We start from the raw sequence: 15,762 nt of genomic DNA on the forward strand, positions 1-15,762 counted from the left end.
CAAAAAGCAAGATAGGCTACCCTCCGGGTAACCTACCTTGAACATACTTGCCGGAATAATCAATCAGTATCCAGGGTTTTGCACAAGATTCGGATTCGAATCTATGGCCTGCTGAGGGATAGGGAACAATGTCCTGAATGGTTCCTGCGCCGTTTTTTCTGACCACGTGTTAGTATAGGTACCAAACCTGATTTGGTCAGTTCTTCTGATGCCTTCCCAATAAAGCTCTCTTCCTCTTTCGTCCAGCATGGTAGCCTCATCGATTGAATTGAGCGCAGAAGCGCCTCTTACTGCCCTTAACTGATTCACAACGTCCAGGGCGGTTTCACCACTGGTGCCTCCTCTCATAATAGCCTCGGCTTTCATCAACAATACATCGGCATAACGCATCAATATGTATTGACCCGATGTACGCGGATGATATTTGATGGCCCTGATTCCTTTCTCAGTAGCAGCACCGGAAAGTGGCACGTCGCGTGTAAATTGCAATAGTCTGGTGGTGCGGCTGTCAACTGCTTCCGTGCCATCATCATTATACTGCTGACCTATCAGAAAGCCTCTTCCGATTCCGTTAAATGGTTTTCCTTCCTCGGTGTTTCCATCATCATCGTCGTCCTCTATATCATCGGGAAAGTCGTTGGAATCAAAGACATAATCCGTAGTACCGGGGCCTTGACCTATCCTTTGATCATTGGCCTCAAATTTATCGTAGAATTCGGCCAGTGTGGTAAAGCCATTCCATCCGCTTGGATTCTGGCTGTAGTGCAGTGTCATTTGCCAGCGGTTTTCACCTGACCCGGCAGGGGAGGTGAAAACTATTTCACTGCTGGCTTCTGTGGTGAAGTTGGTGAAGTAGTTATCTTCCAATGAGAATCCCGATGCTGCAACAGCGTCAGCAAATTCTACCACCCTGGTCATATCTTCCCGCTCGAAAACAAAGCCACCGGGCTCACCGGCATTTTCGGCGGTGTAGACAGCTTTGTTCAAATACAACCTCGCCAGCAAAGTGCTGGCGGCAGCCTTTGACGCCCTTGGATTTTGAGCGGCAGGTCCAAGATCAGGTAAGTCCGGGAGGGCTTCAGTAAGGTCCTTAAGCACAAATTCAAATGCCTGCTGGCGGTTAAATACCCGCGGATCTACCTCGACACCTTCATCTACTTCCCTGAATGGCACCTGGCCGAATAAATCCATTACCTGGAAGGTATAAAATGCCCTTAAAAACTTGGCTTCCGCAGCCTGCTGCGTACTGGGATCGGAAGCCAGTATCTGGTTAGCTTTGAAAGCGCGTTCATTCAATTCATTCCAGGCGCCCAGGACATAGGCATGGGTAAAATCCCAGGTGTGCGCATGAAGTGTTCTCCAGACGCCGTTATCACCCCAATCGACACCACGGGTAGGGGGGATCATTTCATCAGAGGTATGTGTATAGAGTGCATATACATTGGTCTGGTTTGCCAAAGCACCCAGGTCATTGTACGCAGCACTCAACAATTCAGTGGGATTGCCGGCTATGAACCCACCGGACCCATCCAGCACGATCGAGTCCCTTTCTTCTACTTCCAGATCGGTACAACCGGAATATATGAATATCCCCCATACCAACAGCAGCAACTTATTGATTAAAGTCTTATTATTCATTTTACTTTTGTTTATTATTTAAAATGATATGTTGGCGCCAAATGTAAATGTGCGTGCTCGTGGATAGGTGGTATAGTCTATTCCAAAAGATGGCACATCATCAATTGCCTTATTGACATTTACTTCAGGATCCTGCCCGCTGTAATCGGTAATGACGAATAAGTTTTGTCCCGCTATAAAAAAACGCAAACTCGATATAAACTCACTTTGCAGGGGCACATTGTATCCTAAAGAAACATTTTGCAACCTGATAAAATCTCCTTTTTCCAGAAACCTTGTGGATACATCAGGTGTATTCAACGGACTTTCCCCGTTGCCTACCACATCTCTTGTCACGTTTCTTCCGTTGGCCAGCGAGCCCGCTGTGAAAAATGCGTTGGCTGTGTTGCTGTAAACAGAGTGGCCGAATTGTCCACTAAAGAATACGGACAGATCAAAGTTCCCGTAAGAGAAATTATTGGTTAACCCTGCGTTGACCGTGGGCAAAGGGCTGTCACCGGTAAAGTTTTGAATATCCCCCTGTGAGTAGATTGAAATCCCACTTTCATCATAACCTGCAAAATCTCTCAGGAAATAGGCAAACAAAGGTTGCCCTTCGGCAATACGCTGGGAAAATGCGCCTGTTAGTCCCTGCCCGTCAATGTCACCGGTATTGATCAGTTTATCAAAATTCTGTACTTCGTTATCGTTGTAGGCTATGTTGGCCAGCACATCCCACCGTAGTTTTCCCTGATCTTTGATAACACCATTCAGGGAGAGCTCAATACCTCTGTTGATCACATCGGCGTCGAGGTTTGTCCAGAAGAACTGTTGAACGGCCGGTTGGGCGCTATTTAACTGAATAAGTAGATCATTGGTGTTTTTCCTGTACAAATCCAAAGAACCACTTAACCTGCTATCCAAAAAGGCGAAATCTACGCCAATATTGATTTGAGAGGTCGACTCCCATTTCAGGTCAGGATTTGGAAAGGCTACGGTCTCCAGCCCTCCTCCTTCAATGTCACCATTCTCATTAATGTCCCAATCAGCATATCGTTGACGCTCCTGGAACAAGTTGTGAGGGATCTCCTGGTTGCCGGTAATACCATAACTTAACCGGAGACTCAGATCGGAAAACGCTGCAGGCAGGAAGTTTTCTTCTCCCAGCCTCCATTTAAAGGCGAAGGAAGGGAAGTATCCATACCTGTTGCCGCTGCCAAACCGGGTTGACCCGTCAGCCCTGAGGGTAGCCGTGAAAAGATATTTGTCCTGAACGCTTAAATTCACCCTTCCGAAAAATGATTGAAGTTCATCCTCCCTGCTTTCGGAATTCGTGCCGACGACGGTTTGTTGCAGTTCTCCATTTGAATCTTCAATGGCCGCAGAGGCAAAATTATTGATCATCAGATTCAGGTCACTGGTTCTGAAGTTGGTAAATTCAAAGTTAGATGCTTCAAACTCAAAGCTTTGGTAGGAATAACCTGCCAGAGCGTCTAACTCAATATCATTTCCCAATGTAGTGTTATAAGTAAAATAATTTTCCCACAACTGGTTATTTATTTCAATATCGCCTACAAACAAACGCCCTTGATCTTCAATGCCTTCAGCTTTCAGGTCCCTCGAATAAGCATCTTTCCTGGAAGAAAAAGACCTGTCGAATCCAACAACTGTCTTAAATGACAATCCCTTGATGATTTCAAATTCGGCAGACACATTTCCCAGCGCCCTCAGTGTGCTTGTAAAGCTTTTGCTGAATTCCAACATCGCTATCGGGTTAGTTTCTGTCAGGCTGGGTTGCACAAACGTGCCATCCGGGTTTCGTACCGGCAGGGTTGGATTCATTTTCAGCGCGGTACCCAGCAAATCGCCCCTGAACCCGGAGTTATCGGTAATGGGTACATTTTCATCATCAGTATCTGCTACGGTAAACTGGGTAGAAATCTTCAACCTGTCGTTGACGAACTTTCTGGTTCCATTAAACCGTCCTGAAACCCGCTGAAGTCCGCTTCGCTCCACAATTCCTTCCTGATCGAAATAGGACAGTGAGAACCTGAAATCCCCTTTTTCATCCCCTCCTCCATATGAAACGTTGTGACTGTGGGTTATACCTGTTCTGAAGATTTCGTCCTGCCAGTCGGTGGCAGCACCTCCATTTATATCATCCGCCGCCTGCTGTCCGTTAAAACCTGCATAAGCATCGAGAAATTCATTGGCATCCAACAGGTCATATTTCTCAGAAATGGTGGCCACCCCCAGGTTGTAGGCGTAATCTAATTTTCCCTGGCCGGCTTTTCCACTTTTGGTAGTAATGATTACCACCCCATTGGCACCCCTGGACCCGTAAATAGCCGTTGCGGAAGCATCTTTCAGAATGTCGATGCTGGCAATATCATTTGGATTGATAAAATTCAGGGGATTCCTGGCAGAACTATTGCCAAAACTGGCATTGGAGCCACTGGCTGAGGTGTCATCACCGCTCAAAGGTACACCATCTACTACAAAAAGCGGGTTATTGCCACTTCTCACAGAGGACGTACCACGAATTCTGATGTTTACGCCTCCGCCCGGTTCACCGCTTGAGTTGGTGATCTGCACCCCTGCGGTTCTACCCTGGATGAGCTGTTCAGGGGAAGATATCACACCTCTGTTGAAATCTTTCTCCTTAATGGAATTAATGGCTCCGGTGGCATCTTTTGCCTCTACCTGGCCGTAACCAATGACCACAACCTCTGCCAGTTCCTGGACATCGGTTTGTAAAACCACATCGATGGATGACCGCCCATTCACCGGCACTTCCCGGGCGATGAAGCCAATGAAAGATACTACCAGGGTCGCATCGCCCGGAACATTAATAGAAAAATTGCCGTCAACATCGGTAATGGCCCCATTGGTGGTGCCTTTCTCCAGAATATTGGCTCCTGGTACACCCGATCCGTCATCGGCAGATGTGATTTTCCCGGTGACTGTAATGTTTTGTGAAGCCACCTGAAAAGACACACCGAAACCTATTAACATCACCAGCAATTTTCTAGTGAATAGATAAACTTGATTCATATGCATTAGAGTTTAGTTAAAAAGTATTAAATATGATTTTTCCTTTTTCCTATATTTTAAGATTTAGTGTGTTAAACCATGATTGAAATAATTATAAATTTATTAGGCTTTTATGGTAAAGTCTTCAAAAGACCGGCTGGCCGATCCCTGTATTTTTCGGAATTAATAGTAAGCTCTTATTCAATATTAAGAATAAAAACCCAAAATACCATGAAATTTAAAGGTATTATAAGGCCCAATTGAACGAAATCGGAACCGCAAACGTTTGCGGTATAAAATTTGTCAAAAAAATGTTTTTTGGCGCGATGAGAAATTAATAAATTATAATCGGATAACTGGCGGAGTAAATGATTTAATAAACGCAAATTGTACTTTTTAAATATTTTCGGTGAATTGGATTTGTGTTTTTTATGTTTCGCGGTAAAATGGGGGTAATCGTGCAGCCACTTTTTTTTTAAAAAAAACAAAAACTTTCTTCCGCAAACCTTTGCGGTAAACCCAGGCTTTCTAAATTTGCTTTTTCAATAGCTCAATAGTTGTATATTTACTACTTACATTGTTAAGACCAAAAGTCATTTAAAATTATGGAAAAAGCAGTGGAGCCAAAGAAGGCCGCCTTTGAGGGTAACTATATCGAGAATTTTGATGACAGAAGGGAGGGGGAGTTTTATCCTTCTACAGTTACGGGTTTTCGCAGGGAGGATAATACCTTTTATTTTGAAGCCGGTGAGACAACCCTGGAGTTCCGGGTTTACAACGAGAGAATTTTTAGATTCAGGTATGCCAACTTCGAGTCATTTGAAGATGATTTCAGTTACGCGGTAGACGACAAATTTCAGCAGGAAGAGGTCGCCATTGGTTTCAAGGAGGAAAAAGAATATTACCTGATTTCCACTGAACAAATAAAGTGCTTCATCTCTAAAGATGATCTCCGTACCAAAATCCTGGATAAACACGACAATATTATTCAGGAAGATGAGAAAGGATACCACTGGGTACAGGAAAGAAATTACGGTGGTAATGTTGTGATCTGCACCAAAAAGCTTCAACAAGCAGAGAACTTTTATGGTCTGGGGGACAAACCCGGTAATTTGAATCTCAGGGGTAAGGTACAGCAGCTTTGGGGAACGGATTTTTATGGTTTTCAGAAAGACTCCGATCCGATTTATAAAAATATCCCCTTTTATGTAGGACTTCATCACAACATCGGTTACGGTATTTTTCTCGATAACACCTTCAGGAGTTTTTTTGATTTTGGAAAAGAGCGGGAAAATGTTTACAGCTTTTGGGCCCAGGGGGGTGAGATGCGTTATTACTTCATTTATGGCCCGCAGTTGCTGGATGTCTGCCGTACCTATGCGAAGATCACCGGCACTCCTGAAATGCCACCCTTGTGGTCCCTGGGTTATCACCAAAGCAAATGGAGTTATTATCCCGAAAAGGTGGTCATGGATCTGGCTGCAAAATTCAGGAAAAAGAAAATTCCGTGTGATGTAATCCATCTCGATATTGACTACATGGATGGCTTCAGATGTTTTACCTGGAACAAAGAGCACTTCCCCGACCCCGGCAAAATGATCGCTAATCTGGCCAGTGGTGGCTTTCAGACAGTGGTGATTATCGATCCCGGTATTAAAATTGACAAGAATTACCGGGTGTATAATGAAGGCATTGAAAATGATTATTTCTGCAAAAACGGAGATGGAAACAATTTTCGCGGAAGCGTGTGGCCGGGTCTTTGTCATTTTCCGGACTTCACGCTGCCCGACGTGAGAACCTGGTGGGCAGGTCTTTTTGAAGGGTTGGTCAAGGAAGGGGTAAAAGGGGTTTGGAATGACATGAATGAGCCGGCGGTTTTTGAAGAAGGTACCTTTCCTTTCCATGTCCGTCATGACTACGATGGCCATCCCTGCAGCCACAGGAAGGCGCATAATGTCTATGGCATGCAAATGGCAAAAGCCACTTATATGGGGCAAAAGAAGTTTTTCGATAACGTGAGGCCATTTAATATTACGCGGTCTGCCTATGCAGGGGTACAACGCTATGCGTGTGTGTGGACCGGTGACAATGTAGCTAGTTGGGAGCATCTCAAAATTGCCAACCGTCAATGCCAACGACTTAGTGTATCCGGCATTTCATTTGCAGGAAGTGATGTGGGCGGATTCATTGAGAGCTCTGATGGTGAACTATATACCAGATGGATACAGATGGCTGCCTTCCATCCTTTTTTCAGGACCCATTCCTCGGGAGATCACGGTGATAAGGAGCCCTGGACTTTTGGGCCGAAATATGAAAAGATTGTTAAGCAATACATAGAATTCAGGTACCGACTGCTGCCTCATATTTATACGGCTTTCTGGCAATATGTGAATGACGGTACACCCATGGTCCAATCCCTGCATATGTTATGTCAGGACGATCCGGAAACCTATCACCGAAAAGAAGAATTTGCCCTGGGAGAAAACACATTGATTTGCCCCATTTCCAGTCCAGGTGCCGAGGGAAGATGGATGTACCTGCCGAAAGGCCCCTGGTATAACTTCTGGACAGATCAATTATCGGTAGAAGCAGGGGAAATGTGGGTAGACGCCCCACTGGATATTATCCCGTTTTTTGTGAAAGCCGGTGCGGTTTTGGCTTTAAACCCAGTGATGCAATACGTCGGTGAATTTGAAGTAAAACAATTGGACCTGCATGTGTATCACGGAAAAGTGGACAACGAAAGTACGCTTTATGAAGACAGGGGTGACGGGTATGAATACAAGGAGCAGGACTACAAGCTCAAGAAATTCAGTTTTTCCGGACAAAAGGATGCCTTAACGCTCAGGCAATCTTCCGAAGGAAATTTTGACACTTCGTATAAAACCTATCTGCTAACTTTTCATGGTGTGGACTTCATACCGGATACTTGCCTGGTTGATGGAAAGCAGGTAAGCCTGGAAGAGCAAAAAGATAAAAAAACCTTTACTGCGGTTGTGGATCATAATTTTTCAGAACTTAAGCTATCGAGGATAAGCCCGGTAGAAAGGGTAACCTCTGACAATGAGAAGCCGAAAAAGGAGGAATAACAGTTATCAGGTTTGAAATCATGCTCCCTTGAGCACGACAGCCGCCAGGGGTGGCAGGTCAATCCGAATCGAATAGGGTCTCCCGTGCAGAGGGGCTTCCCTGACTTCAATAATACCACTGTTAAGCATACCTGATCCCCAGTATTGTTGGTGGTCGCTGTTAAGGATTTCTTTCCAGTTGCGGTGATGAGGAACGCCAAATTGATAACCGTGGTGAGGGGTAGGGGTAAAGTTGGCAGCTATCAGGATGTATTGGTCGGGGTTATGCCCTTTTCTGAGATAAATCAACACCGAGTTTTCGTGATCCGACAGGTTAATCCATTCAAATCCACCACCTTCAAATCCCTGTTCATACAGGGCAGGTTCGCTTTTGTAAAGTTTGTTTAGATCCTTTATTATTTCATAAACACCTTTATGGGGATCATGGTCCAAAAGATGCCACTCCAGGCTTTGGTCATGTCTCCATTCGCTGGTTTGGCCGAATTCAGCCCCCATAAAAAGCAACTTGGTGCCCGGGTGGGTAAACATGTAGGTATACATTAAACGGAGGTTGGCAAATCGTTGCCATTCATCACCGGGCATTCTTTGAATGAGTGCCCCCTTACCATGTACCACTTCGTCATGGGATAGCGGTAACACAAAGTTTTCAGTAAACGCATAATTCAGGCTGAAGGTAAGGTCGTTTTGATGGTACTTTCTGTAAATGGGATCTTTTGAAAAATATTCCAGGGTATCGTGCATCCAACCCATCATCCATTTCATACCGAATCCCAGCCCTCCCATGGAAGTGGGCCTCGAGACCATAGGCCAGGCGGTTGATTCTTCGGCGATGATTTGTACAGTAGGAAATGATTTGTAGATCTCCTCATTCAGTGCTTTCAGAAAATCTATGGCCTCCAGGTTTTCCCTTCCACCGAACTGATTAGGTATCCACTCGCCTTCTTTGCGGGAATAGTCGAGGTATAACATGGAAGCTACAGCATCTACCCTGAGCCCGTCTGCATGATATTTATCCAACCAAAAGATGGCATTGCTGATTAGAAATGATCTGATTTCATTCCTGCCATAATTAAAAATATAACTTTCCCAATCCGGGTGAAAACCCTTTTTAGGGTCGGCATGTTCATACAAAGCGGTCCCATCGAAATGTATCAGTCCGTGCGCGTCATCGGGAAAGTGGGAGGGTACCCAATCAAGGATGACCCCGATCCCGGCCTCATGGAATTTATCCATCAGCATCATAAATTCCTGGGGGGTGCCATATCTGGCACTCGGTGCGTAATATCCCGTGGTCTGATAGCCCCACGAGCCAAAAAAAGGATGTTCCATCACTGGCAAAAATTCCACATGCGTAAAGCCGGACGCCTTTACATGATTTACGAGCGCGTTAGCCAGTTCATCATAACTCAGGGATTCGTTCCCCTGGTCAAATTTGCGCTTCCAGGAACCCATGTGCACTTCGTAGATTGAAAATGGCCGGTCCAGGGAGTTATGCGAGGCCCTGTTGTCGAGCCAGTTGCTATCCTGCCAGTCGTAGTGTAAGTCCCAAACCACCGAAGCAGTTTTGGGAGGCACTTCCCAGAGCAAGGCAAAAGGATCACCTTTCTCAAGAATCTGATCATACTCATTTGAGTAGATTTTATATTTGTAAATATGGCCCTGTCGAACACCGGGAATGAACCCCTCCCAAATGCCGGAGCTGTCCCACCTTACCTGCAAAATATGTTCATCAGGGTTCCAGTAATTAAAATCCCCCACTACTGACACTTTTTTCGCATTCGGTGCCCAGACCGCAAAATAGGTTCCTGATTGTCCGTTATGTTCTGTTACATGTGCTCCCAGTTTTTCATACAGCCTGAAATGCTTTCCGCTTTTGAACAGATTGATATCAAAGTCGGTGAATAAGGAATAGGAAATTACGTTGGCCTGGTTGGTGTTGCCTGATTCGTTGGGCATAGTTTTTTTTCAGATTGATCTTAACTTATCGGTATTAAAATGAGGAAGTGAAATTAAGCAAAAATCTAAATAATGTTCATCTCCCTGAATAAAAAAATAAAATCAGACAGAATAGCATAAGGTCAGGCTTTTGGAGCAGGTCCGGCAAAAAAACACAATAACTTCATTTCAATCGTTTGCGTAAAATAAAATAAGGCCGATTCGGGCATTAATTCTTAGCTGTTTTGTTTTATTTGAAAGCTAAGTTTTTTAGATTTAATAAAGCGGGTCTTTTAAACGCATTTAACCAAATTCAACCAAAAGAAATTGTAAATAGTTATTCACCTAAATTCCTATGAATGCACAGGTAACCATAAAGGATATCGCCAGGGAGTTGGAGATTTCTCCTTCAACTGTTTCGAGAGCCCTGAAAGACCATCCTGATATAAGCCCTAAAACCAAAAAGGCGGTGAATGATCTGGCTGAAAAACTTCATTACCAGCCAAATTCCATTGCCTTGAGCCTGCGGAAAAGCAAAACATACACCATCGGCATTATTATTCCGGAATTTGTTCATTTTTTCTTCTCCACGGTCATCAGCGGGATTGAAGATGTGGCCTATGAAAAGGGTTACAACGTGATAATCAGCCAATCCAGTGAATCTTACGAAAGGGAAGTAAGCGATACCCGGTCCATGATCTCACACCGGGTCGATGGCCTGCTGGTGTCTATGTCAAAGGAAACCAGGCATATCGATCATTTTAAAGAACTGGTGGAAAGGGGCATACCGCTTGTTTTTTTTGACAGGATTTGCCCGGAGCTTAAAACCGACCGGGTCATTATCGATGATTTCGAAGCCGGTTTTAAGGCAGTGGAACATCTTATATCAACCGGCAAGCGAAGAATTGCCCATTTGTATGGAGATTTAAACCTTTTGATCTGTAAAAACAGGTATGACGGCTATAGGGCGGCATTAGAGAAATATGGTCTTCCCTTTGATGAAAAACTTGCTTCCTACGCGGGCATGCTGGAACTTGAACCGGCCAAAGCATTGATGCACCGGCTGTTGGCCCTGCCTGAAATGCCCGATGCTGTCTTCGCTCACAATGATGTGGTGGCATACGGTGCTATGCTGGCAATCAAGGAAAGAGGTATCAAAATTCCGGAAGAATGTGCGGTAATTGGCTTCAGTGACTGGCAGTTTTCTTCTTTTGTGGAACCCGGCCTTTCGACGATTTCCCAATCAGGATTTGAAATGGGGCAGGAGGCAGCCAGGTTGTTTCTGGATCAGATAGAAAATGGCGGGGATAGCTATGTGCCACAAACCAAAGTCATCCCAACCAGGCTTGTCATCAGGGGATCCACGATGAAATCCTGATATTGCGTTTTTACATCAGATGATTTCAATTTTTTATTTTTTTTTGAAAAAATTACGCAAACGATTGAAACATTCCAAAATCAAAAAAAAGACATTTAAATCATATGAACAAACCTTTTTTCTGGGAAGTCCCGGGATACAGAGGTGAATGGAATTTGAATTTTTCTGCTTAATTTAGATCCTCCAAATTCATAATCTTCTTATGTATAGTACCGTAGAGACTTCCGCGCAGAGAGCTGGTTTTTATTCTTTAGGCAAATTGGAATCCCTGGAATACATTGAAAATGGGATTCACGGTATTACCTCTTATGGCCAGTTTCGCATATTAGTTATTGACCATTCGATTTTCCGGGTTTCTGTGACCAACTATTCCGATTTTGATGATTTTTCGTACGCTGTGGTTGGTCCGGCCAAAGACGTGGACTTCCGGGTGGAGGAGCTGGAAGCTGTGATTAAGATAACCACAGCGCTGATGACTTTGCACATTTCCAGGGAACCGGTCAGGTTCAGTTTTTATGATGCTCACGGCAAAATTATCAACGAAGATGATGAGGCCTTCGGCACCTCCTGGATCGGTTCCGAAGTGACTGCCTACAAAAAGTTGCAAGAGGGGGAGCGATTTGTAGGACTAGGTGAAAAAATCGGTGATTTGGATCGCCGTGGACAGGGTTATATCAATTGGAACACTGACAAGTTTTCTTACGGTCTCGAGACAGATCCTTTGTATTGTTCCCTTCCTTTTTACATGGGTATTCATAACAATCTGGCCTATGGTATCTTTTTTGATAACTCCAACAAATCCCATTTCAACTTCGGGGCCTCCAATAACAGGTTTTCTTCTTTCATGGCTGAAGACGGTGACATGAATTATTATTTCATTCATAACGACAGTGTTGCTAAAATCCTGGAGAATTACACCTACCTGACCGGAAGAATGGAAATTCCGCCGGTATGGAGTATTGGCTATCAGCAATGCCGGTACAGTTATTATCCCGACTCAAAAGTTTTAAATATTGCCAGTTCCTTTCGCCAAAAGCAGATTCCGGCCGATGTCATTGTATTGGATATCCACTACATGGATGCTTACAAAATATTTACCTGGAATCCTATAAAATTCCCAAAACCTGATGAATTGGTGCAGTCACTCAGGGATATGGACTTTCATGTAGTGGTGATGTGTGACCCCGGGATCAAAATTGAAGAGGGATATGAGGCCTATGAAAAGGGCATGGAAGAAGATGTTTTCCTGAAATATCCCGATGGCACTTGTTTTTCGGGGGAAGTATGGCCGGGATGGTGCCATTTTCCTGATTTCACCCACCCGAAAACCCGGAATTGGTGGGGCGGGCTATTTACGGATTATGTGGCACTCGGAGTAGATGGCTTTTGGAATGATATGAATGAAATTGCCACCTGGGGTCAAATGGTGCCTGAAAACATACAATTTCATTATGAAGGTAACAAGGGCTTCACCAAAAAAGGAAGAAATGTATATGGCTTTCAAATGGCCAGAAGCACCTTCGAAGGCACTAAAAAGCTGTTGAATGGTAAAAGGCCTTTTAACCTGACCAGATCTGCTTTTTCAGGTATTCAGCGATATTCTGCGGTCTGGACCGGCGATAATGTCGCTGACGATGAGCACATGTTACTCGGGGTGAGGTTGGTCAATAGTTTCGGACTGACTGGCGTCGCCTTCACCGGCTATGATGTAGGCGGTTTTGACGGTGAAGCCTCGGTGGATCTTTTTGCCAGATGGATTTCCATCGGTGCATTTTCACCTTTTTTCAGGGGACATTCTATCGTTAACAGCAGAGATTCCGAACCCTGGGCTTTTGGAGAGGCGGTAGAGGAAATATCCAGAAATTATATCGACCTTCGCTATCAGTTGATGCCCTATATTTATTCGCTGTTTTTTGAAGCCACGCAAACGGGAATGCCAGTTTGCAGAAGCCTTGCCATCGACTATACACACGATGATCAGATTTATGATAAATTATTCCAGCATCAGTATTTATTTGGCCCCTGGTTTTTGATTTGTCCCCTCCCCAGTGCCCAGAAGTTCTGCAAAGTTTATCTGCCCGAGGGAGAGTGGTATGATTTTCATTCAGGTCAACGTTTTGATGGTGAACAGTTGCTAATCGCAGAGGCCCCGGTTGAAAAACTACCTGTATTCGTCAAGGCCGGTAGCATCATCCCGGCCCAAACGTCGGTGCAGTCCACCGCTGAAAAACCTGATGTCAGATTGATTTTGCATATTTACCGGGGTAACACCGTCAATGAGTTTTTGTATTACGAAGACGATGGCAATACCTATGATTTTGAAAAAGGTGCATATCACAAAAGACTTATTTCATATAATCCTGATAATCAATCTATTAAATTTAATAAGCCAATTGGTAACTTTAAGTCTAAATTCACACAAATTCAACTTATTCTGCATGGATTCGGAGCGTTGGACAGGTTGATGATAAATGGTGAAGAAAAGCCCACGCGGTCTGTAGCGTTTAGCTATTTGAAAGCTATTACTAAATTCGACCCTGTTGAACCCGCAGGTAAAGTGATCGAGGAAGATGTGCGAGTGATCACCATTCAGGATAACGGCGACATGCTGGAGATAACCTGGTAATACAAACGTTCGTTTTCCATAGGATTGCCACAGTTAAGTTCTAAATATACAAGAAATATTCTCCGGTTTAAGTTTTTACACATCGGATTTGTATAGGGCTGTTGCTATGGATTTGTAACATGATAAAAGCCAATAAATCTATACCGGTAGCAACCGGTATAGATTTATTGGGTGTGATATAATAATTAAGCATTCGCGGATGTTTCACATCATTGGTATCCGGGGTTTTGTATTAAAGTGGTATTAGCATTGAGTTCACTCCGGGAAATAGGTACGTAATAGCTTTTATCGAGCCACATCCGGTTTTCAATGCCCGGATCGAGCTCGGTAGGGGTATAGGTGTAATCGTAATCGGACGGATCGAACGCATATCTTGTCACCATACTACCAGGCTTCAGGGTACCACTGATTTCGATGATCCGGGCTTTTTGTCCGATGGTTTCCGGAGCGATCATCCAGCGTCTCGCATCGTGATAGCGTTGTTCCTCAAAAGCCATTTCAATCCGACGCTCCTGGCGGTACTTTTCCATTAAGGCAGGCCCTGACGCACCAATAGCGGGCATCCCGACTCTGTAACGGATCCGATTGAGCCAGTTCCTTGCCTCTTCCTCACTTCCACCGGTTTCCAGCAGGGCTTCGACATAGTTGAAAATGGCCTCCGTGTAACGGAAGAATACCCAGGGAACTTCCTGCCGGTCGGTTTGATCAATAATACTGGGATTGGGATCGATGAATTTTCTCATGTAATATCCGCTGCGGGTTCCATTCCAATCCTCTATGGGCCCTTGCCTTGTGTCCAGCCCGAAGTGGATAACCTTAGCGCCACTTTCATCAATAATTTCGTACTGACCTGTTTGAATTTGATTGGCAGGATCTCTCAAAGTAACATCCGAAGGCCTTGGTTTCCAGTTTGCACCATCGTACAGGACTGTTGCGTAAAAGCGGGGGTCCCTGTTTTCATAGGGGGCGCTGGCATGGGCTGGGTTGTCCCAGTCAAATGCCGAGCCATCCATCATTTCATAGTCGTCAATCAGATTCTGAAGCGGTGCATTACCTGCCCAGTTGTGGTAGCCGTTCGGTCCGTTGAATAGTCCCATTCTTGTACCGCTATCGCCTTTGTCTTCGATAAATTGCCGGGACCAAATGGCTTCACTTTCACCCCCGTTCCTGGAGAGGGATAGGTTAATGTAGTTTTGTTTGGCCTCTTCAAAGGATACCGGAGCGGTAAGGCCCAGTTCGTATCCAAAGCCTCCTAAATCAAGGACTGCTTTTGCAGCGTTGAGGGCAGCTATCCATCGCGCGTTTTGATCTCCCGAGACATAACCGATCAATTCCGGGTTACTGAAACCACCTATCAGAGAGGATTTGGAAGAAGCAGTCGGTATATCGTGCAGGTCACTGGCCGCGTATAACAAAATCCGGGATTTCAGGGCCAGCGCTGCTTCGGCCGTTGCCCTGCCCGGGTCCGGGCTTTTGTCATCCAGCAGGCCGAAGGCTTCATCACAATCGCTTATAATGAAGTTAACAGACGCTTCAAAAGTGCTTCGGGGAATTTTAAATTCAGAATCCAGGGTAAGGGGTTCACTAACCAGGGGAACACCACCATAGTATCTTACCAATTGGTGATAGTAGTAGGCCCGTAAAAACAAGGCTTCTCCAAGCAGGCGCTCTGCTTGTGTTGTATTTTCAAACTGTGGTTCCCTGAGCTCGCTGATGGCTATGTTGGCGGCTCTTATCACCCTGTACATATCATCCCAATCATAGGTAGCGTTTACCCAACCGCGGTTATCTGAGTTAGCGCGGGATTCTGTTACGGTATTGATTCCCCGGCCTGCATGTGTAAATACAGCCTCGTCGGTAAGGGAAGCCAGCATTTGTTCATCAAACCCACCATCTCCCAAGCCTTGGTAAATGCCGGTAACGGCGGCCTCAGCCAGATCTTCATCGGTCCACACGTCTGCCTCCGACACTTCGTTTAAAGGTTTGGTATTCAAAAAGTCATCATCGCAGCCTGTCAACATGGACAATAAGGCCACTATCAGTATATACAGGTTTAACTCATTTCTCATAATATTCAATGTTTA

General features: G+C 44.8%; 7 protein-coding genes. 3 read left to right on the top strand and 4 right to left on the bottom strand.

Annotated elements, in window-relative coordinates:
- Positions 1-63: 63 nt before the first annotated feature.
- Both AC04NP_RS13200 and AC04NP_RS13205 read right to left on the bottom strand, forming a co-directional pair.
- The gene (locus AC04NP_RS13200; protein ID WP_482860230.1) at positions 64-1,638 is read right to left on the bottom strand and encodes a RagB/SusD family nutrient uptake outer membrane protein; all 1,575 of its coding nucleotides are present in this window, start codon (positions 1,636-1,638) and stop codon (positions 64-66) included.
- 18 nt (positions 1,639-1,656) lie between these two features.
- Entirely contained in the window at positions 1,657-4,671 is a 3,015-nt protein-coding gene (locus tag AC04NP_RS13205; protein ID WP_482860231.1) for a SusC/RagA family TonB-linked outer membrane protein, read from the bottom strand.
- A gap of 584 nt (positions 4,672-5,255) precedes the next feature.
- On the opposite strand from AC04NP_RS13205, the gene AC04NP_RS13210 reads away from it, so the two are divergent.
- Positions 5,256-7,739, top strand: a complete 2,484-nt coding sequence (locus AC04NP_RS13210) for a glycoside hydrolase family 31 protein (RefSeq protein WP_482860232.1) — start codon at positions 5,256-5,258, stop codon at positions 7,737-7,739.
- 18 nt (positions 7,740-7,757) lie between these two features.
- Here AC04NP_RS13210 and glgB read toward each other — a convergent pair whose 3' ends face one another.
- Complete coding sequence (gene glgB / locus AC04NP_RS13215; RefSeq protein ID WP_482860233.1) at positions 7,758-9,695, bottom strand: 1,4-alpha-glucan branching protein GlgB; 1,938 nt, start codon at positions 9,693-9,695, stop codon at positions 7,758-7,760.
- Positions 9,696-10,029: 334 nt separating this feature from the next.
- Between glgB and AC04NP_RS13220 the strand changes: the two genes are divergently transcribed.
- On the top strand, positions 10,030-11,052 hold the full coding sequence (locus AC04NP_RS13220) for a LacI family DNA-binding transcriptional regulator (RefSeq protein ID WP_482860234.1): 1,023 nt from the start codon (positions 10,030-10,032) through the stop codon (positions 11,050-11,052).
- Positions 11,053-11,254: 202 nt separating this feature from the next.
- On the top strand, positions 11,255-13,678 hold the full coding sequence (locus tag AC04NP_RS13225; RefSeq protein WP_482860235.1) for a glycoside hydrolase family 31 protein: 2,424 nt from the start codon (positions 11,255-11,257) through the stop codon (positions 13,676-13,678).
- Positions 13,679-13,887: 209 nt separating this feature from the next.
- Here AC04NP_RS13225 and AC04NP_RS13230 read toward each other — a convergent pair whose 3' ends face one another.
- A complete protein-coding gene (locus AC04NP_RS13230) occupies positions 13,888-15,747 on the bottom strand; it encodes a RagB/SusD family nutrient uptake outer membrane protein (RefSeq protein ID WP_482860236.1) in 1,860 nt (619 codons plus the stop codon).
- Positions 15,748-15,762 lie beyond the last annotated feature (15 nt).

Source organism: Agaribacillus sp. DX54 (assembly GCF_056858335.1).

Excerpts from the sequence above, each read along its gene's own strand:
- AC04NP_RS13200 (WP_482860230.1), bottom strand. The coding sequence starts at position 1,638 with ATGAATAATAAGACTTTAATCAATAAGTTGCTGCTGTTGGTATGGGGG.
- AC04NP_RS13205 (WP_482860231.1), bottom strand. The coding sequence starts at position 4,671 with ATGAATCAAGTTTATCTATTCACTAGAAAATTGCTGGTGATGTTAATA.
- AC04NP_RS13210 (WP_482860232.1), top strand. The coding sequence starts at position 5,256 with ATGGAAAAAGCAGTGGAGCCAAAGAAGGCCGCCTTTGAGGGTAACTAT.
- glgB (WP_482860233.1), bottom strand. The coding sequence starts at position 9,695 with ATGCCCAACGAATCAGGCAACACCAACCAGGCCAACGTAATTTCCTAT.
- AC04NP_RS13220 (WP_482860234.1), top strand. The coding sequence starts at position 10,030 with ATGAATGCACAGGTAACCATAAAGGATATCGCCAGGGAGTTGGAGATT.
- AC04NP_RS13225 (WP_482860235.1), top strand. The coding sequence starts at position 11,255 with ATGTATAGTACCGTAGAGACTTCCGCGCAGAGAGCTGGTTTTTATTCT.
- AC04NP_RS13230 (WP_482860236.1), bottom strand. The coding sequence starts at position 15,747 with ATGAGAAATGAGTTAAACCTGTATATACTGATAGTGGCCTTATTGTCC.